The organism is Falsiroseomonas sp. (assembly GCF_051860665.1).
GTDB lineage: Bacteria > Pseudomonadota > Alphaproteobacteria > Acetobacterales > Acetobacteraceae > Falsiroseomonas.
In genome coordinates this window covers 1-21,923 of the sequence record NZ_JBHYDM010000003.1, presented here as the reverse complement: position 1 = coordinate 21,923, position 21,923 = coordinate 1, and the positions used below count along the sequence as shown (strand labels likewise).

18 protein-coding genes are annotated in these 21,923 nt (G+C 71.8%); 16 read left to right on the top strand and 2 right to left on the bottom strand.

Annotated elements, in window-relative coordinates:
* The first annotated feature begins 18 nt into the window (after positions 1-18).
* The 10 genes from ACTIF1_RS03570 to ACTIF1_RS03525 are packed head-to-tail and all read left to right on the top strand — an operon-like array spanning position 19 to position 12,716.
* Positions 19-870, top strand: coding sequence for a branched-chain amino acid ABC transporter permease (locus ACTIF1_RS03570; RefSeq protein ID WP_439595002.1), 852 nt, complete (start codon positions 19-21; stop codon positions 868-870).
* Positions 867-1,808: a branched-chain amino acid ABC transporter permease gene (locus ACTIF1_RS03565; RefSeq protein WP_439595001.1), complete on the top strand. Its 942-nt coding sequence runs from the start codon at positions 867-869 to the stop codon at positions 1,806-1,808. Before ACTIF1_RS03570 ends, ACTIF1_RS03565 begins: the two co-directional genes overlap by 4 nt.
* Positions 1,805-2,551 carry an ABC transporter ATP-binding protein gene (locus ACTIF1_RS03560; RefSeq protein WP_439595000.1) on the top strand — a complete coding sequence of 249 codons (747 nt, stop codon included), beginning with the start codon at positions 1,805-1,807 and terminating at the stop codon, positions 2,549-2,551. Before ACTIF1_RS03565 ends, ACTIF1_RS03560 begins: the two co-directional genes overlap by 4 nt.
* Entirely contained in the window at positions 2,544-3,245 is a 702-nt protein-coding gene (locus tag ACTIF1_RS03555) for an ABC transporter ATP-binding protein (protein WP_439594999.1), read from the top strand. Before ACTIF1_RS03560 ends, ACTIF1_RS03555 begins: the two co-directional genes overlap by 8 nt.
* Before the next feature lie 16 nt (positions 3,246-3,261).
* The gene (locus ACTIF1_RS03550; RefSeq protein WP_439594998.1) at positions 3,262-4,653 is read left to right on the top strand and encodes an MmgE/PrpD family protein; all 1,392 of its coding nucleotides are present in this window, start codon (positions 3,262-3,264) and stop codon (positions 4,651-4,653) included.
* Positions 4,650-6,326 carry a hydantoinase B/oxoprolinase family protein gene (locus ACTIF1_RS03545; protein WP_439594997.1) on the top strand — a complete coding sequence of 559 codons (1,677 nt, stop codon included), beginning with the start codon at positions 4,650-4,652 and terminating at the stop codon, positions 6,324-6,326. Before ACTIF1_RS03550 ends, ACTIF1_RS03545 begins: the two co-directional genes overlap by 4 nt.
* Entirely contained in the window at positions 6,323-8,389 is a 2,067-nt protein-coding gene (locus ACTIF1_RS03540) for a hydantoinase/oxoprolinase family protein (RefSeq protein ID WP_439594996.1), read from the top strand. The genes ACTIF1_RS03545 and ACTIF1_RS03540 overlap by 4 nt, the downstream gene beginning before the upstream one ends.
* Before the next feature lie 4 nt (positions 8,390-8,393).
* The gene (locus ACTIF1_RS03535; RefSeq protein ID WP_439594995.1) at positions 8,394-8,984 is read left to right on the top strand and encodes a cysteine hydrolase; all 591 of its coding nucleotides are present in this window, start codon (positions 8,394-8,396) and stop codon (positions 8,982-8,984) included.
* Entirely contained in the window at positions 8,981-10,369 is a 1,389-nt protein-coding gene (locus ACTIF1_RS03530; protein ID WP_439594994.1) for an FAD-dependent oxidoreductase, read from the top strand. The genes ACTIF1_RS03535 and ACTIF1_RS03530 overlap by 4 nt, the downstream gene beginning before the upstream one ends.
* Before the next feature lie 25 nt (positions 10,370-10,394).
* Entirely contained in the window at positions 10,395-12,716 is a 2,322-nt protein-coding gene (locus ACTIF1_RS03525) for a xanthine dehydrogenase family protein molybdopterin-binding subunit (RefSeq protein WP_439594993.1), read from the top strand.
* Here the strand turns inward: ACTIF1_RS03525 and ACTIF1_RS03520 are convergent, their stop codons facing one another.
* Positions 12,717-14,492, bottom strand: coding sequence for a solute carrier family 23 protein (locus tag ACTIF1_RS03520; RefSeq protein ID WP_439594992.1), 1,776 nt, complete (start codon positions 14,490-14,492; stop codon positions 12,717-12,719).
* A 214-nt stretch (positions 14,493-14,706) separates the two neighbouring features.
* On the bottom strand, positions 14,707-16,287 hold the full coding sequence (locus ACTIF1_RS03515) for a Na/Pi symporter (RefSeq protein ID WP_439594991.1): 1,581 nt from the start codon (positions 16,285-16,287) through the stop codon (positions 14,707-14,709).
* 186 nt (positions 16,288-16,473) lie between these two features.
* Between ACTIF1_RS03515 and ACTIF1_RS03510 the strand changes: the two genes are divergently transcribed.
* From ACTIF1_RS03510 to ACTIF1_RS03485, 6 genes are all read left to right on the top strand, one after another.
* The gene (locus tag ACTIF1_RS03510; RefSeq protein ID WP_439594990.1) at positions 16,474-16,896 is read left to right on the top strand and encodes an ATP-binding protein; all 423 of its coding nucleotides are present in this window, start codon (positions 16,474-16,476) and stop codon (positions 16,894-16,896) included.
* A 17-nt stretch (positions 16,897-16,913) separates the two neighbouring features.
* Positions 16,914-17,696: a CheR family methyltransferase gene (locus ACTIF1_RS03505; RefSeq protein WP_439594989.1), complete on the top strand. Its 783-nt coding sequence runs from the start codon at positions 16,914-16,916 to the stop codon at positions 17,694-17,696.
* Complete coding sequence (locus ACTIF1_RS03500) at positions 17,689-18,852, top strand: chemotaxis protein CheW (protein WP_439594988.1); 1,164 nt, start codon at positions 17,689-17,691, stop codon at positions 18,850-18,852. Before ACTIF1_RS03505 ends, ACTIF1_RS03500 begins: the two co-directional genes overlap by 8 nt.
* Positions 18,849-19,886, top strand: a complete 1,038-nt coding sequence (locus ACTIF1_RS03495) for a chemotaxis protein CheB (protein ID WP_439594987.1) — start codon at positions 18,849-18,851, stop codon at positions 19,884-19,886. The genes ACTIF1_RS03500 and ACTIF1_RS03495 overlap by 4 nt, the downstream gene beginning before the upstream one ends.
* Positions 19,887-19,890: 4 nt before the next feature.
* Positions 19,891-21,246, top strand: a complete 1,356-nt coding sequence (locus tag ACTIF1_RS03490; RefSeq protein WP_439594986.1) for a response regulator — start codon at positions 19,891-19,893, stop codon at positions 21,244-21,246.
* Positions 21,243-21,923 (top strand): Hpt domain-containing protein (locus tag ACTIF1_RS03485; protein WP_439594985.1); only part of this gene is annotated, 681 nt, incomplete at its 3' end. The genes ACTIF1_RS03490 and ACTIF1_RS03485, both read left to right, overlap by 4 nt.

Genomic DNA, 21,923 nt, shown 5'->3' with positions numbered 1-21,923 from the left:
TTTCCACCTGAGATCGTGATGGAGGCCGTGGCGAACGGCCTCCTCACCGGTGCCGTCTACGGACTCGTCGCCCTGGGCCTGACCCTGGTCTATGGCGTGCTGCACATCATCAACTTCGCGCATGGCGCGCTGCTGACGCTGGCCATGTATGCCGCCTGGGTGTGCTGGGCCGCCTTCGGGCTGGATCCCTATGTCGCCATCCTGCCGCTGGTGCCGCTATTCTTCGCCCTCGGCTACGGCGTGCAGCGGCTGGTGATCGGCCCGGCGAGCGGCGGCAATGACCAGAATATCCTCCTGGTCACGCTCGGCCTTTCGATCGTGCTGGAGAACGCCATGCTGGCGATCTTCCGCTCCGACACCCTCTCCGTGCAGGTCGATTATGCGATGGAGGTGGTGGAGGCCGGGCCGATGCTGCTGTCCTTCCCGCGCCTGGTCGGCTTCGGCGTGGCCTTCGTGGTCGCGGCCGTTCTCTTCGTGCTGCTGCGGATGACGGATACCGGGCGCGCGATTCGCGCCGTGGCGAAGGAACGCACGGGCGCGGCGCTGGTCGGCATCGATGTCGGCCATGTCTATGCCGTGACCTTCGGCATCGGCACGGCCTGCCTGGCTGTGGCCGCCTGCCTGCTGCTGCCGTCCTTCTATGTGAATCCGCGCGTCGGCAATGCCTTCGTGCTGGTGGCCTTCACCATCGTCGTGCTGGGCGGCATGGGCAGCGTGCCCGGCGCGCTGCTGGGCGGGCTGGTGATCGGCGTGGTGGAGTCGCTCTCGGGCCTCTATCTCGGCGACAGCCTCGGCCAGCTCGGCATCTTCGTGATCTTCATCCTGGTGCTGCTGTTCAAGCCGACCGGCCTGTTCGGAGCGCGCGCATGACGGCGCGCGATGTCTGGCCCATCCTGCTGTTCGGCGCGATCGCGGCGCTGCTGCCGCTTTTCGTCACCGCCGGCACGCTGCTGAATTTTTCCATCTTCACGCTGATCCTCTGCCTCGCCGCCCAGGGCTGGAACATCCTCGGCGGCTTCGGCGGGCAGTATTCCTTCGGCCATGCGGCCTTCTTCGGCACGGGCGCCTATGCGGCCGCGGTGCTGCAGGTGCGCTATGGCGTGAACCCCTACATCACCTTCCTGGCCGGCATCGCGCTGGCGGCGCTGGTGGGCTGGGTGATCGGTTTCCTCTCCTTCCGCTCCGGCCTGCGCGGCAGCTATTTTGCGCTGGTCACGCTGGCCTTCGCGGAGGTCTTCCGGGTGCTGGCCAATGCTGCGGCCTTCACCGGCGGGGCGGCGGGGCTGCTGATCCCGCTGGACCAGCGCGCCGCCAATTTCCAGTTCGCCTCGCGCGGCTGGTTCTACCTGGTGGTGCTGGCGCTGGTGGTCGTTGCCTTGCTGATCACGCGCGCGCTCGAACGCTCGCGCCTCGGCGCGCAGCTGGTCGCGGTGCGGGAGAATGAGGAAGCGGCGCGCGCCGTCGGCGTGGATGCGCTGCGGGTGAAGCTCTCGGCCATCACGCTCTCGGCGGCCATGACCGGTGCGGCGGGCGGGCTCTATGCGCAGTATTTCCTCTATCTCGACAGCACCATCGCCTATGGCACCTGGATCTCGGTGGAGGCGCTGCTGGCGCCGATCATCGGCGGGGCAGGGACCGTCTTCGGCCCCGTCATCGGCGCGGTCATCCTGCATACTCTGGCGGAACTCACGCGCATGATGGTGGGCCGCATTCCCGGCATCGACCTGGTGATCTTCGGCGTGCTGCTGATCCTGGTGGTGCGCTATCCGCCACGACATCTGCTGCGCTTCCTGCGGTGGCGCCGATGAGCTTCCTGCAGGTTCGCAACATCTCGATGCGCTTCGGCGGGCTGCTCGCCGTCTCCGATGCCAGCTTCGAGGTGGCCGAGGGCAGCATCACCGGGCTGATCGGGCCGAATGGCGCGGGCAAGACCACGCTCTTCGCCATCGTCTCCGGCTTCCAGAAGCCGACCAGCGGCCAGGTGCTGTGGAAGGGGGCCGAGATCACCGCGCGCCCGCCGCATCTGCTGGCCGCGGAGGGCCTGTCCCGCACCTTCCAGATCGTGCAGCCCTTCGCCGGGCTGAGCGTGCGGGAGAATATCGCGGTCGGCGCCTTCCTGCGCCACAAGCGCCGCGCGGATGCCATCGCCCTCGCCGAGCAGGTGGCGGAGCAGGTCGGCCTCACGGCGGAACTGGACAAGCCCGCCGCCGCCCTGACGGTGTCCGGTCGCAAGCGCGTGGAGCTCGGCAAGGCGCTGGCCACCCAACCCAAGCTGCTGCTGCTGGATGAGGTGTTGGCGGGCCTCAACCCCAGCGAGGTGCGCGACATCGTCCCCGTGGTGCGCGCCATCCGCGATTCCGGCGTGACGGTGCTGATGATCGAGCACGTCATGCAGGCGGTGATGAACCTGTGTGAATCCGTTCATGTGCTGGCCCAGGGCCGCATCATCGCCAGCGGCACGCCGGCCGAGGTGGTGGCGACGCCCGCGGTGGTGGAAGCCTATCTCGGCCATGGCGCCGCAAGCCGGCTGACGGGAGGCGCACATGCTTGAGGTGCGGGACCTGGTCGCGGGCTATGGGCTGACGCGCGTGCTGGAGGGCGTCTCGCTCGACGTCACGGCGGGGGAGATCGTGGCCGTGTTGGGCTCCAACGGCGCGGGCAAGACCACGCTGAACATGGTGCTCTCCGGCCTGGTGAAGCCGCGCGGCGGCGAGGTGCGGTTTGGCGGCGAGCGCATCACCGGCCTCTCGCCGGCGCAGGTGATGGCGCGCGGCCTGATCCAGGTGCCGGAAGGCCGCAAGATCTTTCCCAATCTGAACGTGCGCGAGAACCTGGAGCTCGGCTCCTATCGCCGCGCCAAGGCGAACCGCGCGAAGAACCTGGAGAAGGTCTTTGCCACTTTCCCGCGCCTTCGCGAACGCGTGGCGCAGGCGGCGGGCACGCTTTCGGGTGGCGAGCAGCAGATGCTCGCGATTGGTCGTGGCATGATGGCCGAGCCAAAACTGCTGATCCTGGACGAGCCCTCGCTCGGCCTCTCGCCCCTGCTGGTGGAGGAGATGTTCGCGCTGATCCGCCGGCTGCATGGCGAGGGCCTGGCGATCATGCTGGTGGAGCAGAATGTCGCGCAATCGCTCGATATCGCGGATCGTGCCTATGTGCTGGAACACGGCGTCTTCGCGCTCGCCGGCCGCGCGGCCGAGGTGCGCGAGAATCCGGAACTGAAGCGCGCCTATCTCGGATTGTAGGGAAGGAAAAAGCCAGATGGCCATGGTGACGCCGGGCGTCGAGCCCGCCTCCACGCTGCTTGCCGCGCCGCCGCCCTCCTGGCTCGGCGAATGGGCCGGCTTCGCGGCGCGCGCGCGTTTCGCGGATCTGCCGGCGGAGGTGGCGCAGCGCACGCGGCTTGCGCTGCTGGACTGCATCGGCGCCATCGCGGCCGGTGCGCAGGAGGCCGAGACGCAGGCGCTCGCCGCGCGGATGATCGCGCGCGAGGGCGGCGGCGATTCGCCCGTGATCGGCTTCGCCGGCGGCGCACGGCCCGGCACCGCCGCCTTCCTCAACGGCACCGCCGGCACCATGCTGGAACTGGACGAGGGCAATCAGTACGCCCGCGGCCACCCGGCCATCCATGTGGTGCCGGCGCTGCTGGCCGCGCCGCGTGGCGATGGTGCTGGATTCCTGATGGCGCTGGCGCTGGGCTACGAGATGGGCAGCCGCGTCGGCATCGCGAGCAAGCTGAATGTCGCGATGCATCCCCACGGCACCTGGGGCACGCTTGGCGCGGCCGTGGCTGTAGCCAAGTTGCATGGAGGCAGCGCGGCGGAGTTCCGCGGCGTCATCAACATGGCCTCCTCCCTCGGCCTCGCGACCTCGCGCAACAACATGCTGGAAGGCGGCACGGTGCGGAACACCTATGCCGGCGTCTCCAATATGCTCGGCCTGACGGTCTGGGACCTGGCGCGTGCGGGCTTCGAGGCGGAGCGCGACGGTGTCGCCACCATCTTCGGCAAGGTTTCGGCCAGCGATTTCCGGCCGGAGGAGATGGTGGCGGAGCTCGGCACGCGTTGGGAAGTGGCGCGCAACTACTTCAAGCGCCACGCCGCCTGCCGCTACACGCATGGGGCGCTGGACGCGCTGGCGCGCATCACGGCCAGCACCGGCAAGCTGGACCCGGCGCAGGTGAAGTCCATTGCCGTGCAGACCTATGTCTGGGCCGCGCAGCTCGACAGCCCCGCGGCGCCGAACATGCTGGCCGCGAAGTTCAGCATTCCCTTCGCGCTGGCCACCTTCATCGTCCACGGCGCGGCGACCGTGCCGGCCTTCCGCGGACCAGCTCGCGAGAATCCCGAGATCCTGGCGCTGGCCTCGCGCGTCAACGTTGATGAGGAAGCGGCGATGACGGCGCAGCTGCCGGGCCTGCGCCCCGCGCGCGTCACCGTCACGATGCAGGACGGCACGCGCCATGTGGCCGAGGTGACGACGAATCGCGGCGACACCGAGGACCCTTTCACCGAGGCCGAGGTGCGCGAGAAATTCCATGAATTGACCGACCCGGTCTATGGCCGCGAACGCGCCGCGGCAATCGAAGGCGCAGTGATGGGAATGGGGCCGCATACCGAGGCCTCCGCATTGGTGGAACTGTTGAAATCATGAGTCTGGATGCCGTCACGCTGGCTGTCCTCAAGGGACGGCTGGAACAGATCGCCGATGAGATGGATGCGACGCTCTACCGCAGCGCCTTCAATCCCATCATCGCGGAGGCGCGCGACGCCTGCCACGGGCTGTACCAGGCCGAGACCGGCGCCACGCTGGTGCAGGGCACCAAGGGCCTGCCCATTTTCGTTGGCGCCATGTCGTTTGCCGTCCAGGCCGTGATCAAGCGCGTGCAGGCCGGCGCGGGGCTGGAGCCCGGCGATACCTTCATCTTCAACGACCCTTATGAGGGCGGCACCCACCTCAACGATTTCCGGCTGGTGCGCCCCGTGTTCCGTTCCGGAAAGCTGTTCTGCTGGCTGGCGAGTGTCGGCCACTGGCTCGACATCGGCGGCAATGTGCCCGGCAACTACAATCCGCGCGCGACCGAAAGCCACCAGGAAGGCGTGCGCTTCCCGCCCGTGAAGCTGTTCCGCGCCGGCGTGATCCAGCAGGACATCCTCGATATCCTGAGCGCGAATTCGCGCGTGCCGCAGTCCAATTGGGGCGACCTCAACGGCCAGCTCAATGCGCTGGACCTCGGCGAGCGCCGGCTGCTGGAACTGCTCGACGATACCGGTGACGATGTGGTGCAGGCCGCCTTCGGCGCGCTGGCCGACCGTGCCGCCGCGCTGATGCAGGCGGAGGTCGAGGCGCTGCCGGATGGCCACTACGCCTTCGAGGACTACCTCGACAATGACGGCGTGACGGATGAGCGGCTGACCATCGCGCTGGACATGACGGTGCAGGGCGGGCGGATGACGCTCGATTTTTCGCGCAGTTCCGCGGCTTGCCTCGGCCCGATCAATATCAGCTACGCCACGTCAGTGGCCGCCTGCTACGTCGCGCTGAAGCACGCCTTCCCGGATGTGCCCGCCAATGCCGGCGTGCTGCGGCCGATCGACTTCGTGATCCCCGACAATTCGCTTCTGGCCGTCGGTCCGCCGCGGCCTGTGGCCGGCTATACCGAGACGATCCTGCGACTGATCGGCGTGATCTTCGGCGCGCTCGGCAAGGCGGTGCCGGAACGCGCCACGGCGGCGCCCTTCGGCACCATCAATGCGCTGTCGCTCTCCGGCCAGCGGCAGGACGGCACGCGCTGGGTGATGTTCTCCTTCTTCGGCGGCGGGCTCGGCGGCAATCCGGAGACGGATGGGCTGCACCACGCGAACAATCCGATCTCCACCGCGACGATTCCGCCGGCGGAGATCATGGAGGCCGCCTATCCCGTGATGTTCACGCAATGGGCGCTGCGGCCGGACAGTGGCGGCGCCGGGCTGCATCGCGGCGGCGTCGGCGCGGTCTATGAGATCGAGGCGCTGTCGCCCGGCACCACGGAAGTGGCGCTGCTGGGCGAGCGCGGTCGCTACGCGCCCTTCGGTGTGACCGGCGGCAGCGAGGGCGCGCTGAACACCTTCGCCTGGCAGGACGGCACCGGCTGGCAGACGCCGCCCATGGCCAGCAAGATCGTCGGCGTGAAGCTGCAGCAGGGCCAGCGGCTGCGCCTGGAAAGCCCCGGCGGCGGCGGATGGGGGGATCCGAAGCAGCGGGCGAGGGAGGACGTGGCGCGTGACCTGCGCCTCGGCTTCGTGACGGCGGAAGTGGCGAAGCGCGAATACGGATACGAGGCATGAGCGGCGAGACCAAGGGCGGCCCGATCGTGGGCGTCGATGTCGGTGGCACTTTCACCGACCTGTTCCTCTTCGACCCGGCGAAGGGCACCTTCCGCACGGAGAAGGTTCCGTCCAATCGCGGCGACGAGGCGGTGGGCTTCATGTCCGGCCTGCGCAAGCTCGGCGGCCCCGCGGGCTTCGAGGCGATCGTGCATGGCACGACGGTCGGCACCAACGCGCTGCTGGAACGCAAGGGCTGCAAGCTCGGCGTCATCACCACCGCCGGTTTCCGGGATGTGCTGGAGATGCGCCGGCGCGATCGTCGCCACACCTGGGGCCTGTGGGGCGACTTCCTGCCGGTGACGGATCGCGACATGCGGCTGGAAGTGGCGGAGCGCGTGCTGGCCGATGGCACCATCCACACGCCGGTGCAGGCGGAGGAGGTCGCTGCTGTCGCGCGCGAATTGCTGGCGCGCGGCGCCGAGGCCTGCGCCATCATCTTCATCAACTCCTACGCCAATGCGGCGAATGAGCGTGCGGCGGCGGCGGCCGTGCGCGCCATCTGGCCGAATCCGCATGTCTCCGTCTCCGCGGAAATCCTGCCTGAGATCCGTGAATTCGAACGCGCCTCCACCACCGCGCTGAACGCCTATCTGCAGCCTGTTGTCGCCAGCTATCTCGGCAAGCTGGAATCGGCGCTGTCCGAGGATGGTTTCGGCGGCCGCTTCCACATCGTGCAGTCGAATGGCGGCATCATGTCCACCGCGACCGCGCGCAGCGTGCCGGTGCGCACCGCGCTGTCCGGCCCCGCGGCGGGCGTGATCGCCGCGGCGGCCATCGCCAAGGCGGCGGGTTTCGAGAACGCCATCACCTGCGACCTCGGCGGCACCAGCTTCGACGTCTCGCTGGTCAGCCGCGGGCGGATGGAGTTGGCGGCGCAGGCCACCATCGACTTCGGCCTGGTGATCCGCAGCCCGATGATCGAGATCACGACCATCGGCGCCGGCGGCGGCTCCATCGCGCATGTCGATCGCGGCGGGCTGCTGCAGGTCGGGCCGGAATCCGCCGGCAGCCGGCCGGGCCCGGTCTGCTACGGCCAGGGCAATACGCGGCCGACGCTGACGGATGCGAATGTCGTGCTCGGCCGCATCAATGCGGACAAGCCCATCGGCGGCGCGCTGGCGCGGCTGGATGTGGAGGGTGCGAAGGCGGCGATTGCCGAGCATGTCGGCAATCCGCTCGGCCTCGATCCGATGCAGGCCGCGGAGGCCATCGTTCGGCTGGCCAATGCGAAGATGGCCGGCGCCATCCGTCTTGTCTCGATCGAACGCGGTCATGATCCGCAAAAATTCGTGGCGCTGCCTTTCGGTGGCGGCGGCGCGCTGCATGTCGGCGCACTTATCAAGGAGGTCGGGCTGCGCGCCGCGCTGGTGCCGCGCTTCCCGGGCGTGACCTCGGCCATCGGCTGCGTCATCGCCGATGTGCGGCACGACCAGGTGCGCACGCTGAACCTGAACCTGGATGGCATCGACGCCGCCGCGCTGGATGCGCGCATGGTGGAGGAAGCCACCGCCGCGCGCGCCGTGGTGGATGGCGCCGGCCTGCCGGTGACGCGCACGGAAATCCGCTTCGAGCTCGACATGCACTATGCCGGCCAGACCCATACGGTGGGCGTGCCGGTGCCCGTTCATGTCATCGACGGCACCACCGGCGTGTCGGAGGCGATCATCCGCACCGCCTTCGAGGCCGCCTACCAGACCGCCTTCAGCCGGCTGCTGCCGGGCCTGCCCATCCGCATCGTCTCCCTGCGCACGGCGGCCATCGGCGTGCGGCCGGACTTCGACCTGAAGGCGCTGGCGCCGCCCAGGGATGCGACGGTGGAGGGTGCCGCGCGTGGCGTGCGCCAGGTGTGGTTCGACGGTGCCTGGCACACGGCGAATGTCTGGTCGCGCCTGGACCTGCCGGAAGGCGCGCGGGTGCATGGTCCCGCCATCCTGGAACAGGGCGATGCCACGGTGGTGGTGGACCCGGATCTGGTCGCGCGCGTCGACGGCTACGGCAATCTGATCATCGAGCGGGAGTGACGCCGTGCTGAGCGATACCGCGCTGCTGCTCTGCGACCTGCAGAACGACTTCATCCATCCCGATGGCGCCTATGGAAGGGCCGGGCAGGGGGCGGCGGAGATCGCCGCCATTCCGGCGCGGCTGAAGCCGCTGGCGGACAAGGTGCGGGAGAAGGGCGGCTGGATCGCCTCCACCCACTTCACCCTGTTCACCGGGAAGGGCGGCGAGCCCTTCATCGACCCGCATCTGCGCCATCTGCGGCCCTTCCTGAAGAAGGGGGATTTCGTGCAGGGCAGCTGGGGCCATGCGGTGGTGGAGGAACTCGCGCCCTCCGACCTTCCGGTGGAGAAGGTGGGCTACGACGCCTTCTACCAGACCCGCCTGGAATGGATCCTGCGCAAGGCGGGCGTGCGCAAACTGCTGGTGGCGGGCATCGTCACCAATGGTGGCGTGGCCTCCACCGTGCGCGGCGCGCATGTGCGGGAATTCGACGTGACCGTGCTGGAGGATGCCTGCGCCGCCTTCTCCCGCGAGGTGCATGAGACGGCCATCGCGGCGCTGCGCCCAGTGGCGAAGATCAGCACCGTGGCGGCCGAACTGGCGAAGCTGTCATGAGCATCAGCCGCGAGCAGGACCCGGTCTTCGATGCCGAGGTGCCGGTTGCCATCATCGGCGCCGGCGCCGCCGGCCTGGTCGCGGCGCTCGCCTGCCGCGGCGCGGGGGTGGAGCCGCTGGTGCTGGAGCGGGATGCGGTGCCGCGCGGCAGCACCTCGCTCTCCGCCGGGCTGATCCCCGCCGCCGGCACGCGCTTCCAGCGCGCGCATGGCATCGCGGACGACACCGAGACCTTCGCGGCGGATATCCAGCGCAAGGCGCATGGCGAGGCCGAGCCCGGTACTGTTGCCACCGTGGCGCGCGAGGCCGCGCCGACGCTGGAATGGCTGGCCGATACCCACGGCCTCGATTTCAGCGTGGTGCATGACTTCGACTATCCCGGCCACAGCCATCGTCGCATGCACGGCCTGCCGAGCCGCAGCGGCGCGGAGCTGGTGGACCGGCTGCGCACCGCGGCCGAGGCCGCGGAAGTGCCGCTGCTGACGGAAGCCCGCGTCACCACGCTGGTGCTGGACCAGCACGGCGCGATCCGCGGCCTGGTGGCTGAGCGGCCGGATGGCACGCTGGAACGCATCGGTGCCAAGGCCATCGTGCTGGCCTGCTGCGGCTATGCCGGCAACAAGGCGCTGGTCGCGCGCTACATCCCCGACCTCGCCGGGGCCGTCTATTTCGGCCATCCCGGCAATGAGGGCGAGGCGCTGGCCTGGGGTGAGGCGCTGGGTGCCGAGCTGCGCGACATGACCGGCCACCAGGGGCATGGTTCGGTCGCGCATCCGCAGGGCATCCTGGTCTCCTGGGCCGTCATCATGGAAGGCGGCTTCCAGGTGAATGCGAATGGCGTGCGCTTCTGGAATGAATCGAGCGGCTATTCCGAGGCCGGCCGCGCCGTGATGGGCCAGCCCGACCACATCGCCTGGGACATTTTTGACAACCGCATCGCCGGCATCACGCGGCAGTTCGAGGATTTCCGGCAGGCCGAGGCGCAGGGCGCCGTTCTGCGCGCGGACAGCATCGCGGATCTGGCGCGCATCACGAAGCTTCCACTGGAGTCCGAGATGCAGACGGTGGCCGCGCTGAAGCAGGCCGGCGCCACCGATGGTTTTGGGCGCAACTGGGCCGGTGTCGCGCAGCTCGCGCCGCCCTATTGCGCCGTGCGCGTCACCGGCGCGCTGTTCCACAGCCAGGGCGGCATGGTGGTGGATGATCGGGCGCGGGTGCGTCTTGCCGCCGGCGGGATCGTGCCGAATCTCTTTGCCGCCGGCGGCGCCGCCTGTGGCGTATCCGGGCCGGATGCTTCGGGCTATCTGTCGGGCAATGGCTTGCTCACCGCCGTCACCCTCGGCCGCATCGCCGGGGAACAGGCAGCGAGGCTCGCCCAAAACTAGGGGACGAACCAGGATGGACGCGAACGTGACGCAGACGGCCGAGGACCAGTTCGGCATCGGCCAGCCCGTGCGGCGGAAGGAGGATGTCCGCCTGCTGACCGGCGGCGGCACCTATACCGACGACATCAACCTGCCGGGCCAGGCGCATCTCGCCATCCTGCGTTCGCCGCATGCCCATGCGCGCATCCTCTCCCTCGATACCAGCGCGGCCAAGGCCGCGCCCGGCGTGCTGCTGGTGCTGACGGGGCATGACGCTGAAGCGGACGGGCTCGGCCTCTTCCCGGTGATGGTGGAGGTCCCCTCGATGGAGGGCACGCCGCCGCTGTTTGCCCCGCCGCGCAGCATCCTGCAGACGGAGGCCGTGCGCTTCGTCGGTGACCCCGTCGTCGCCATCGTGGCGGAGACCCGCGCCCAGGCGATGGATGCGGCGGAGCTGGTCGAGATCGACTACGAGATGCTGCCCTCCATCACCGACACGGCGCGCGCGCTGGATGCGGATGCGCCGGTGATCTGGCCGGAGCGCGGCAGCAATCTCTGCGTCACCTGGTCGAATGGCCGCGCCGCGGAAACGGATGCCGCCTTCGCCAAGGCGCATGCCATCGCCAAGGTCGAGCTGGTGCAGAACCGCCTGGTCGGCAATCCGATGGAGCCCCGCGTCGCCGTCGGCGCCTTCGACACGGCGCGTGACCGCTACGAGCTGCACAGCCCGAGCCAGGGCGTGATCCGCGTGCGGGAATCCCTGGCGAAATTCATCTTCAAGATCCCGATGGAAAAGCTGCGCGTCGTCTCCGGCGATGTCGGCGGTGGCTTTGGCCTGCGCGGCAAGAACTTTCCTGAATCCGCAATGGTGCTCTGGGCCGCGAAGAAGCTGGGGCGGCCGGTGAAGTGGCGTGCCGACCGGACGGAAACCTTCCTCTCCGATCCGCATGGCCGCGATCATGTGACGAAGGCGGAGATGGCCTTCGACGCCAATGGCAAGGCGCTCGGCATGCGCACCGAAACCTTCGCCGCGATGGGCGCCTACCTCTTCGATTTCGGCCCGCGCATCCCGACCGTCGCCGGCGCCCGCATCGCCGGCACGGTCTATGACCTGCAGGCGGTGAACCTGCAGGTGCATTGCGTCTTCACCAATACGCATTCGACGGACGCCTATCGCGGCGCCGGCCGGCCCGAGATCGCCTATACGGTGGAGCGCCTGCTGGATGTCGGCGCGCGCATCTTTGGCCTGGAGAAGGACGAGATCCGCCGCCGCAACTACATCCGCGCGGACCAGATGCCCTACGTCAATTGCGTGGGCAATGAGCTGGACAGCGGCGATTTCGCCGGCACGCAGCAGATGGCGCTGGACCTCGCGGACTGGACCGGTTTTGCGGCCCGCCGTGCGGCGTCCGAAGCGCGTGGCAAGAAGCGGGGCCGCGGCATTGGCTATTTCATCGAGGCCTCGGGCGGCCAGCCGCAGGAATGGGCGCGGCTGCACATGTCTGCGGACGGCAAGGCGCGGCTGCATGTCGGCACCTTCAGCCACGGCCAGGGGCACGAGACGGCCTTCGCGCAGATCGTCCATGCGCGCCTCGGCATTCCCTTCGGCGATATCGAACTGGTGCAGGGCGATACCGACACGGTCGAGCAGGGTTTCGGCACCGGCGGCTCCCGCTCCTCGCAGATGGGCGGCGTCGCCACCTCCCGCGCCTCGGAGGCCGTGCTCGCCAAGGCGAAGCGCATCGCGGCGCATCTGCTGGAAGCGGCCGTGGCGGATGTGGAATTGCAGGCCGGCCGCTTCGTCGTGGCGGGCACGGATCTCGCGGTGACCTGGAAGCAGGTCGCCGCCGCGGCCCAGACCCCGCCGGAAGGCGAGGCGCCGGGCCTCGACGAACAGATCCTCTACAAGCGCAGCACCGAATGCAATTTCCCGAACGGCTGCCATGTGGCGGAGGTCGAGATCGACCCGGAGACGGGCGTCCTGACGGTGGACCGCTACGCCGCGGTCGATGACGTGGGCAATGTCATCAACCCCATGCTGGTGCACGGCCAGTCGCATGGCGGCATCGCCCAGGGTCTCGGCCAGGCGGTGCTGGAGCACGCGGTCTATGACAGCGAGTCCGGCCAGTTCCTGACCGCCACCTTCCAGGACTATGCGATGCCGCGGGCGGGAGATCTGCCGGACCTCGCCATCGGCTTCAACATCGTCCCCACGCCGATCAACGAGCTCGGCGTGAAGGGCGCCGGCGAAGGTGGCGCCTGTGGCGCACCGCCGGCCATCGTCTCTGCGGCCTGCGATGCGCTGGGTCTCGACCACATCGACATGCCGCTGACGCCGGAGCGCGTCTGGCGCGCCATGGGGCGGTAGTCAATCGGCGAAGGTCAGGCGCAGCTCGGCACCCCCGCCGGGCCGCGCCCGCTGCTCGACCGTCTCCGCATTGCGGGTCGCCAGCCATAGCGCAAAGGCCTGCCGCGCCGCCTCGCTGCCTTCCAGGTCGGCGGCGTCCGGGCGGCTGGAAGGCTTGGGCAGCGGCGCGCCGTCCCAGGCGGCGCTGACAAGGATCTGGTCGGTGGCGTAGTCCGCCTGCACGCGGATCTCACCCTCGCCGCGCTCGGCCAGCAGCTCCTCCAGCTCCAGCAGCGCATGGCCGATGCGGCTCATCGTCTCCCGCCGCGCGCCCCATCGACCGCCCAGCGCCTCCACCTCGTCCAGCAGCGCCTGGTTCATACCGGCGCCGGGCCGGATGGTGAAGCTGGCGCGCTGCGCCACCAGCGGCGCGGTGGCCAGGTTCAGCAGGATGGCGATCAGCGCGCCGGCGGTGACCGGCGCCTTCAGCATCGGCGGCAGCAGCTGCTCCAGCACCGGCACGTTCAGCAGCGTCGCCAGGCCGAGCGCCAGGCCGAGCCCCACGGTGAAGGTGCGCCGCGCATCCAGCATCCGCGCGCCCATCAGCTGGCAACCCGTGGCGATCATGAAGCAGCAGACATAGAGCAGCATGGCCGCTTCCACCGGCTCCGGCAGTTCCAGCAGCAGGGCCAGAAGCTTCGGGCAGCAGGCCAGCAGCAGCAGCGCGATGCTGCCCCAGATGGCGACCCGCCGCGCCAGCACGCGCGTTGCGATGGACAGGCCGACGCAGGCCGAGGAACTGGCCGCCGGCATCGCGCCCGCCAGCGCGGAAAGGCCGAAGGCGGCGCTATAGGCCAGCAAGCCGCGGCGGATCGGCGCCGTATCCGGCCTGCGCCAGCTGCCATCAGCCGCCCGCTGGAAGGCCACCAGATCCCCGGTCCAGGAGGCGAAGGAGGCGAAGAGCGCGACCAGGAAGGCCGGCAGCAGGCCCGGATCCAGGCCGGCCAAGGCCGGAAGGGAAGGGCGCGGCAGCGCGAACCAGGGGGCCGCGCGCAGCATCGCCCCGTCGCTCAGCCCGATTCCATGGGCCACGGCGATCACCGTCCCCGCCGCCGCGCCGACCAGCACCGCGAAGCGCGCCAGCCGGCCGCCGGACAGCGCCACGGCCATCATGGCCAGCAGCGTCACCACCGTCACCGCCGCCGGCTCCGCCGTGCTGCCGGTGGAGGCGAAGGCGCGCGGCAGCAGGCTGACGCCGATCAGCAGCACCACCACGCCCGCCACCTCGGTCGGCACCACCTTCTGCAGCCGTCGCAGCGTGCCGGCCAGCAGCATCCCCACCAGCCCGGTCAGCGCCGCGGCGATGGAGACCATCTCCAGGCTCGCCGAGGAGGTGGCGGTCAGATAGACCGCGACGAAGACCGGGGAGGGGATGGCGGCAATGGGATAGCCGGAGCCGATCGGACCCCGCGTCAGCACCTGCAGCAGCCCGGTCAGCGCCAAGGCGGCCACGGAGAGGCTGACGAAATTCAGCACATCCAGCGGCAGCAGCCCGAATTGCGCGCCGACCAGCCCGGGCAGGATCAGGTAGATCGACTGGATGCCGATCTGCTGCGCCACCAGCCCCGCGGTCTGCAGCGCGCCGGGCCGGTCCTCCAGCCCGTGTTCGATCTGGGCAGGCCGCGTCGTCGGGCGATCGGTGCGGGGCGCGCGCAGCCAGCGAAGCGCCGCCTGCGCGGGGGGGGCTGTGCCGAGGCTCTGGGAAATGCGCAGTGTTCCTTGCAGCAGACATGGCATAGTAACGAGATCAGTTGCAACAGTCCCGGTGTCCGTCGCGCATGAACCGAGGCTAAGACGATGGTCAAAACCGCCGCGATCCGAGTCCCCATCCAACAGCACGTATTCGGACAGAAGCGCGTTATCTCGTAAAGACATCATCTCCGTGGCAGAAGGTGCCGCCGTGAGCCTTGCCGTCTTCGCGCTTTGACGAAGTGGCTGCGGTGCAGGCCCCTCAGCGCGGCTCCGCCAAAAGCGCCTGGCGCCGCACCAGCCAGACCGCGCGTTCGAATTGCGCGGTCGCGGCCAGCAGCAGCGCGCGGGCGGCGGGGCCGAGGTCCGGCTCGCGCTCGGCCAGGCGGCGGCGCAGCCCGGCCATCAGCGCACCGCGGTCATCCGCCATCTCCCGCAGCATTCCGGCATCCCCGGCGTCCCTGGCCTCCGCCAATTCGCCGAGCAGCAGGTGCAGCGCCTCCGCCAGCCGCTCCAGCGTCGGGCGCAGCGGCGCGGAGGCGGTGGTGCCGTCCCGGGCGGTGGCGGCGAATTCGGCCAGCGTCTCCCGCAGCGCGGCCAGGCCCGCATTCGCCGCCTCCATCGCCAGCACGCGGTCGAGCAGTGCACGGTCGCCGCCGCGCCCCAGCAGCTCCGCCAGGAAGCGGGCGATCGCGGCTTCCAGCGCGCGGCCGGCGGCCTGGCTGGCCTCGGGCGAATCCGCGGGCAGCTCGGGCTCGGCGCGCAGCGGGTCCACATAGGCGGGCAGGCGCAGCGCCAGCCGCCGCTGTTCGCGCGCCACCAGCTCCAGCGCCGTGGCCGGGTCGTCCAGCGCCCGGTCGTAGAGGTAGCGGGGGCGGGAGGCCGCCTCGGCGGGGCTCTCCGGGCAGAGCCGGGTCAGCAGCGCCACCATCCGCGCCGGCGCCAGCACGCCGAGCAGCGCGGAGACAAGCTGCAGCAGCAGGAATAGCAGCCCGATGCGGGCCTGCGGGTCCGGCGCGATCTCCCCTGTCGCGGCCAGGACCAGCGGCAGCCCGGCCAGGCGTTCCAGCACGAAGAGCGCCAGGAACAGCGCCGCCCCCGCCGCCTTCACCAGCGCCTGGAACACCGCCAGCCGCCGCGCCGCGCCGGTGAGGCCGGCCGCCAGCAGCAGCACCGCGCCGCCCGAGCCCAGCGAGGCGCCATAGACCGCCAGCGCCGCCTGTTCGAAGCCCAGCAGCCCGGCCGCATGCAGGGTCAGCGCCAGGATGCTGACCGTGGAGGAGGACTGCGCCAGCAAGGTCACCGCCGCGCCGGCCAGGAAGGGCAAGGCGAGCCCGGCGCCGCCGGCAATGGCGGCCAGCAGCGGCAGGTCGCGCAGCGGCGCGGCGGCCGTCTTCAGCAGGTCCAGGCCGAGGAACATCAAGGCGAGGCCCAGCAGCGCGCCGAGCGCCGGCTTCAGCCGGCCATGGCGGTCCAGGTTCAGCGCGCTGCTCAGCCCGACCAGTCCGATCAGCCAGAGCACCGCCAGGCGGATATCGACCGTCGCGAGCAGGACCAGCCCGGCGGTGCCGGGATTGGCGAAGGCGGCGATCGGCAGGGCGCGCCGCAGCTCCAGCAGGCCGGACTGGATCATCGCCGTCAGGATGAAGGTGACCGCATTGCTCGACTGGGTCAGCCCGCCCAGCAGCAGGCCGGTGGCCGCGGCGCGCAGCGGGCTGCGCGTCGCCCGTGTCACCACGGCGCGCATCCGCGGGCCGGCCAGGGCCTGCAGGCTCCCGCCCAGGCCCTTGATGCCGATCAGGAACAGGCCGATCCCGCCCAGCAGCGCAGCGATCACCTCCATGGGTCTGTCACCGTCTCTGCTTCACACTTCATGTCATAAGTTGTTCATAAAACACGGAAATATAGCGTATTTTGTCAGAGGGCAGGGCGCTGCGCCATGGCCGCGGCCAGGGCGGCTTCCGGGGGACGCGACAAGCGCCGCCGGCCTCGCTAGGCTCCGCGCAATCGGCTTCAAGAGAGCACGGACGTGCCGCCAGCGCTGGACATCACCATTCCGCCCGAGACCGAGGCGGTCGCGCGCCTGTTGGACGCGCTGGAGGCCTTCGCCGAGGAAGCGGACCTGCCGCCCAAGGTCGCCCATCGCCTGGCCGTGGTGGTGGAGGAACTCGCCGCCAATGTCGCCATGCATGGCAGCAGCGGCCCCGGCGCCGCCACCTTCGTCGCTGTCACCGTGCGGCAGGAGGATGGCGCCGTGATCGCCAGCATCGAGGATGACGGCCGCGCCTTCGACCCGCTGGCCAATGCCGCGCCGGATACGGAAGCCGCGCTGGAGGAACGCGAGATCGGCGGCCTCGGCGTGCATTTCGTGCGGCAGATGACGCGCAGCCTGGACTATAGCCGCGCGGGGGACCGCAACCGGCTGGTCGCCGTGCTGGATGCCTCCGGCTGAGCGGTCTGGAGCCTCGCATGCCCGCCACCAACCTGGCCGGGCCGGCGCTGGGCGCCGTGCAGGAAAGACTGGCGGGGCTGGCGGGCTTTTCCGAATCGGACGTGCTGCGCAACCGGCTGCTGCGCGCGGCGCCGCTGCTCTCCCGCCTGCCGCTCGATCGCGCCAGCATCGACCATCCGGATTGGGCGGCGCTGCTGGATGCGGTGACGGTGCAGGAAACCCGCATGTTCCGCGCCTCCGCGCAGATCGCCGCCTTCCGGGGGGAGGTGCTGCCGATCCTGGCCGCGCGCGGCGCGCTGTCCCTGGTCTCGGCCGGCTGCGCCACGGGGGAGGAGGCCTGGACGCTGGCGATTCTTGCCGCCGGCACTGGCGTGCCCTGGCGGGTTGAGGGGCTGGACCTGTGCCGCCCGGCGCTGGAGGCGGCGGTGTCAGGGCGCTACCGCCTGGGCCCGCCCGATGCGCTGCGCGAGGTGCCGCAGGTGGACCGGTCCATGCTCGACATCGCCGATGGCTGGTTCGAGCCGGCCGAAAACCTGCGGCCCCATGTCGCCTTCCGCCGCGCCAATCTGCTGGATGCCTGCCTGCCGGATGGTTCGGCCGATGCCATCCTGTGCCGCAACGTGCTGATCTACATGACGGAGGCGGGGCGACTCGCGGTGCTGCGGCGGCTGGTCGCGGCGCTGCGCCCGGGCGGTGCGCTACTGCTGGGCCCGACCGACCGGCCGCCGCGCGGCATCGGCCTGGTGTCCTGGTCGCGCGACCTGATCGGCATCTGGCGGCGGGAGGTGGCGGATGAGTGAGGCCCCGGCCGCCCTGCTGGCCGGCGGCCAGGCCTGGGCCCTGCCGGCCGAGGTCGAGGTGGTCGAAGCGGCGCCGCTGCGCCCCGCGCCGCTGGCCGCGCCGGGCCTGCTCGGCATCGCCGTGGTGGCGGGGCAGGTGGTGCCGGTGATGGCGGCGGCCGCGGGCCTGGCCGGCGGCCCTGCCTGGGTGCTGCTGGACGGGCCGAATGGCCGGGTCGTCGTGGCCGGCGAGGCCTTTTCCGAGATCCCGCCGCAGGGTGCGCCGCTGCTGGTGCCGCCGCGGCTGGCGGCGCGCCGCGTGCCGCCCGCCTTGCCGGCCGGGCCCGGCGGGTGGTCCGTGCCGATGCGTGGCGGCGCGCTGCGCCAGGTCGCGCTGGCGGCGGAGCTTGGCGCGCTGCGCCTGGTGCTGCCCTTCGCCCTGCTGGAACGGGTGGTGCCCATGCCGGTGCTGCGCCCGGCGCCCGCCGCCGGCCCCTGCGCGCTGGGCTATGCGGTGGCCGGCGGCGCCCCGGCGCTGGTGCTGGACCCCGCCTGGCTGCTGCAGGCCGAAGCGCCGGGGCCGGAGGCCGGGCTGCTGGTGCTGTTCCGCCATGGCGGCCGCCGCCTCGGCCTGCCCTGCGCCCGCATCGGCCCCGCCCGCCCGGGCGAGCCCACGCTGCTGGCGCGGCTGGAGGCGGCGGCGGAGGATCTCATGGTCGCCCCGCTGGCCGAGGCCGCCGCGCCGCCGGCCCCGGAGCCGAGCCGCGCCCTGCTGCTGTGTTCCGCCGGCGGCCAGGCCTTCGCCCTGCCGGTGGAGGAGGTGGTCGCGGTGATCCCGCCGCTCGCCCCCTCACCGGCGCCGGAGCGCGACGGCCAGCCGATCCGCGGCTTCCGCGGCGTCGCGGCGCATCGGGGCGAGGTGCTGCCGGTGCTGGATGCCGGGCTGCGCCTGGGGGCGGCGGAGGTGCTGGGCCAGCAGGCCGCGGAAGCGCCCCTGCTGCGCCTGGCCGGCGCGCCGCCGGTGGCTCTCGCCGTCAGCCAGGTCACCGGCCTGCGCCGCATCCCGGAGCGGCTGATCTCGGCCGTGGCCGGGGAGGGGCTGGTCTCCGCCGTGGTGGCGCTGGGCGAGGCGCCGCTGCCGGTCTGCCGCGCCGCCGTGCTGGGCGCCTGGCGATGATCCGCGTCCTCGTCGTGGACGACAGCGGCTTCATGCGCATGGCGCTGCGCCGGATCATCGAGGCCGAGGGCGATCTGAAGGTGGTGGGCGAGGCCTCCGACGGCGAGGCGGCGATCGAGCAGGCGGCGAAGCTGCGCCCCGATGTCATCGCCATGGATGTCGAGATGCCGCGCCTCGATGGGCTGGAGGCGACGCGGCGGATCATGGCGCTGCCGGACCCGCCGGCGGTGCTGATGGTCAGCCACCACACCAGCGATGGCTCCGCCACCGCGCTGGCGGCGCTGGACCGGGGCGCGGTGGACTATCTCTGCAAGGATGGCGACCTCGGCGGCGTCGATCTCTCGATGCTGGACCGCGAATTGCGTGGCCGGCTGCGGCACTGGGCGGGGCAGCGCGCCACGGTGCGGCCGGCGGCGCGGGGCGCGGCGCCGGTGCGGGTGGTGCGGGCGGCGGGCGGGGCCGACGTGGTGCTGCTCGGCGCCTCCACCGGCGGGCCGGATGCGCTGGCCGCCTTCCTCGCCGCCGCCGGGCGGCTGCCAGTGCCCTGCGTGGTGGCGCAGCACATGCCGGCGGACCTGGCGCCTGACCTGGCGCAGCACCTGGCGCGGCTTTCCGGGGTTCCGGTCGGCGTCGGGCGGGCCGGGCAGCGGCTGATGTCGGGGGAGGTCACGGTGATCCCGGGCGGCACGGATGGGCATCTCGCGCGCGGCGCGGGGACGGAGGGCGGGCTCGTCCTGCGGCTCGCAACCGGGGCCGCGGCGGTGCATCCTTCGGTGGACCTGCTCTTCCAGTCGGCGGCGCTGGTGGCGCAGCGGGCGCTGGGCGTGGTGCTGACGGGCATGGGGCGGGACGGGCTGCTGGGGGCGCGGACGATGCAGGACAGGGGGATGCCGGTGCTGGCCCAGACGGTGGCGAGCTGCGTCGTCGGCGGCATGCCCGGCGCGCTGGTCGAGGCCGGGCTGGCCATCGAGACCGCCGATCCCGCCGGCCTCGGCCGCCGCGTGGCGGCGCTGGTGCGGGAGAAGGTGGCGTGACGCCATGACCCTGGATCGCGACCTGCTCGACGCCTTCGTGCCGGAATTCGAGGCCGAGGCGGTGCGGCTGGCCATGGTGCGGGACGTGGCGGTGGCCGGACGGGCGCTTGACCAGCTGCGCGCCATGGCCGCGGCCCTCGGCGTGCCCTCCCTCGCCGCGCTGGTGGAGCGGACGGCCCAGGCGCTGGACCCGCTGGACTGGCCGGCCCTGCATGCAGGGGCGGAGGCGCTGGCGCGGCAGGCCCTGGCCATCGGCGCGGCCGGCGCCGATGTGCCGCTGGCCGAAGCCCAGCCCGAAGCCCCGCCCGAAGCTCTGGCCGAGGGGGCCGAGGCGTCCGCCCCTGGCGCCTGGCTGGACCGCGAGATGCTGGAAGCCTTCGCGCCCGAATTCGCCGCCGGCTGCGCACGCCTCGCCGCGGCCCCGGATGCGGCGGAGGCGGGCCGGGCGCTGGACAATCTGCGCGCCATGGCCGGCGCCGTCGGCCTTGCCTCCCTGCGCACCATGCTGGAGCCGGCGGCGGCGCTGCTGGACCCGCACGACCCCGCCGCGCTGCACGCCCTGGCCGGTGCGCTGGCGGCGCAGGCGGAGCGGGTGGTCGCGGCCGGGGCGGACCTGCCGCCCCCTGCCGCGGCGGAGGCGCCCCATGCGGCGCCGCTGGATGCCGAGCTGCTGGCTGCCTTCGCGCCGGAATTCACCGCCGCCTGCCAAAGGCTCGGCGCCGCGACGGAGCCCGCTACGGCACTGCGGGCGGCGGAGGCGCTGCGCGGCATGGCCGCGGCGCTCGGCCTAGATTCCCTGCGGATCCTGCTCGACGCCCTGCCTTTGGAGCCCTTCGCGCCCGCCGCCCTGCCGGGCCTGGCCGCCGCCCTGGCGGATCACGCCCGGGCCATCGCCGCGGCCGGGCACGACCTGCCGCCGCCGGAGCCCGCGCCGGCCGGGGCGCGCCGCCGCGTGCTGGTGGTGGATGACAGCGCCATGATGCGACGCCTGGTGCGGGAAACCCTGGCGCTGGATGGCGAATTCGAGGTGGTGGGAGAGGCCGCGGATGGCGTGCAGGCGCTGGCCGCCATGGCCCGACTGGCGCCGGACCTGACCATGCTGGATATCGAGATGCCGGAGCTGGACGGGATCGGCGTGCTGCGGCGCTGGGCGCTCTCGGGCGGCGGCGCCGTGGTCATTGTCTCCTCCGCCGCACGCCCCGGCTCCGCCACGGCGGTGGAGGCGCGACGGCTCGGCGTGGCGGGGATTGTCGGAAAACCCTCGGGCGCGCTGAGCCCGGATCTGCGCGAGCGCCAGGGCGTGGCGCTGCTGCGCACCGCGCGCCGCGCGGCCGGGCTGCCCGTGGAGGTGCCCCGGTGATCGAGGACGAGGCCCTCTGGCAGGAATTCGCGGGCGAATCCGATGACCACCTGGACGCGATCGATCGCATCCTCTCGGCTGGCGAATCCGATCGCGGCGCGGTGGACCGGCTGTTCCGCGCCTTCCATTCGCTGAAGGGCATGTCGGACGCGCTCGGCGCGCCCGGCATGAAGAATGTCGCGCATCGCTGCGAGGATCTTCTGGGGCTGGCCCGCAACGGCCGGCTCGCGGTGCAGGGCGCGGTGGCGGATGGGCTGCTCGCGGCGGTGGATACGCTGCGGCGCCAGCGCGCGACGGTGCTGCAGGCGCATCGGGACGTACCGGCGCCGGCCGAGCTTCTGGCCCGCCTTGCCGCGCTGGCAGAGGGTGGCCCCGCGCCGCCCGCGCCGCAGCCGGCGCCCGCCGCCCCGGCGCCGCAGCTCGGCGCCGGCGAGGCCCTGCTGGGCGCGCTCGCCTCCCGCTTCGAGGCGGCGGCGCCGCTGCTGGCCGGGCTGGTGCCGGAACGCCGGGCGGAGGCGCTGAAGGAGGCGGGCGAACTTGCCGAGGCGGCGCGCCTGCTGGGCTTCGCGCGCCTGGCCGCGGCGGTGGAGCGGCTGGCGCAGGCGGCCGGCGGGCTGGCCGCGCTGCCGGCGCTGGGCGCGCTGCGGCGCGGCCTGGCCCTGCTGGCCGAGGCGGCC

What these genes read in the sequence shown, in the direction of transcription:
- ACTIF1_RS03570 (WP_439595002.1), top strand. Translation starts at nt 19, where the DNA reads ATGGAGGCCGTGGCGAACGGCCTCCTCACCGGTGCCGTCTACGGACTC.
- ACTIF1_RS03565 (WP_439595001.1), top strand. Translation starts at nt 867, where the DNA reads ATGACGGCGCGCGATGTCTGGCCCATCCTGCTGTTCGGCGCGATCGCG.
- ACTIF1_RS03560 (WP_439595000.1), top strand. Translation starts at nt 1,805, where the DNA reads ATGAGCTTCCTGCAGGTTCGCAACATCTCGATGCGCTTCGGCGGGCTG.
- ACTIF1_RS03555 (WP_439594999.1), top strand. Translation starts at nt 2,544, where the DNA reads ATGCTTGAGGTGCGGGACCTGGTCGCGGGCTATGGGCTGACGCGCGTG.
- ACTIF1_RS03550 (WP_439594998.1), top strand. Translation starts at nt 3,262, where the DNA reads ATGGCCATGGTGACGCCGGGCGTCGAGCCCGCCTCCACGCTGCTTGCC.
- ACTIF1_RS03545 (WP_439594997.1), top strand. Translation starts at nt 4,650, where the DNA reads ATGAGTCTGGATGCCGTCACGCTGGCTGTCCTCAAGGGACGGCTGGAA.
- ACTIF1_RS03540 (WP_439594996.1), top strand. Translation starts at nt 6,323, where the DNA reads ATGAGCGGCGAGACCAAGGGCGGCCCGATCGTGGGCGTCGATGTCGGT.
- ACTIF1_RS03530 (WP_439594994.1), top strand. Translation starts at nt 8,981, where the DNA reads ATGAGCATCAGCCGCGAGCAGGACCCGGTCTTCGATGCCGAGGTGCCG.
- ACTIF1_RS03520 (WP_439594992.1), bottom strand. Translation starts at nt 14,492, where the DNA reads ATGCCATGTCTGCTGCAAGGAACACTGCGCATTTCCCAGAGCCTCGGC.
- ACTIF1_RS03515 (WP_439594991.1), bottom strand. Translation starts at nt 16,287, where the DNA reads ATGGAGGTGATCGCTGCGCTGCTGGGCGGGATCGGCCTGTTCCTGATC.
- ACTIF1_RS03505 (WP_439594989.1), top strand. Translation starts at nt 16,914, where the DNA reads ATGCCCGCCACCAACCTGGCCGGGCCGGCGCTGGGCGCCGTGCAGGAA.
- ACTIF1_RS03500 (WP_439594988.1), top strand. Translation starts at nt 17,689, where the DNA reads ATGAGTGAGGCCCCGGCCGCCCTGCTGGCCGGCGGCCAGGCCTGGGCC.
- ACTIF1_RS03495 (WP_439594987.1), top strand. Translation starts at nt 18,849, where the DNA reads ATGATCCGCGTCCTCGTCGTGGACGACAGCGGCTTCATGCGCATGGCG.
- ACTIF1_RS03490 (WP_439594986.1), top strand. Translation starts at nt 19,891, where the DNA reads ATGACCCTGGATCGCGACCTGCTCGACGCCTTCGTGCCGGAATTCGAG.